Source organism: Halorubrum sp. SP9 (genome assembly GCF_005435015.1).
In the GTDB taxonomy this organism is placed as follows: domain Archaea; phylum Halobacteriota; class Halobacteria; order Halobacteriales; family Haloferacaceae; genus Halorubrum; species Halorubrum sodomense.
This window is the reverse complement of the sequence record NZ_SGXU01000405.1, coordinates 1-428: the sequence shown is the minus strand read 5'-3', so window position 1 is coordinate 428 and position 428 is coordinate 1. Positions and strand designations below refer to the sequence as shown.

The following is a 428-nucleotide window of genomic DNA, read 5'->3' as shown; positions in this document are numbered from 1 at the left end:
GCCAGCGGGTCGGGAAAGCTCCTCTTGGGCTTCCCCCACAGCCGCGCGGACGTGGTCCTCGGCAAGCTCGTCGGTCGGACTGCCGTCCTCGGCGCGGCCATCGTGGTCGGCCTGACGATCACGCTCGTCGTGGCGCTGGCTCTGTTCGACTCGTTCGCCCCCGTCGACTACGCCGTCTTCACGGCGATGACGCTCGTGCTCGCGCTGGTGTACATCGGCGTCATGGTCGCCATCTCTGCCACGACGGGGAGCGGCGGCCGCGCCATGGCCTTCGGCATCGGCGCCTTCGTCGTCCTCGAGATCCTCGCAGACATCGTCCCGCTGGCGGCGCTCTTCGTCGTCAACGGCTTCTCGGTGCCCTCCGGCGGCGCCGCGGTTCCGGCCTGGGTGGCGTTCCTGAACGTCATCACGCCGAGCACGGCGTACAC

1 protein-coding gene is annotated in these 428 nt (G+C 69.9%); it reads left to right on the top strand.

What is annotated here, in order from left to right; translation table 11 throughout:
• Positions 1–428: ABC transporter permease (locus EXE45_RS18040; protein ID WP_158294341.1), on the top strand; the 428-nt coding region annotated here is incomplete at both ends.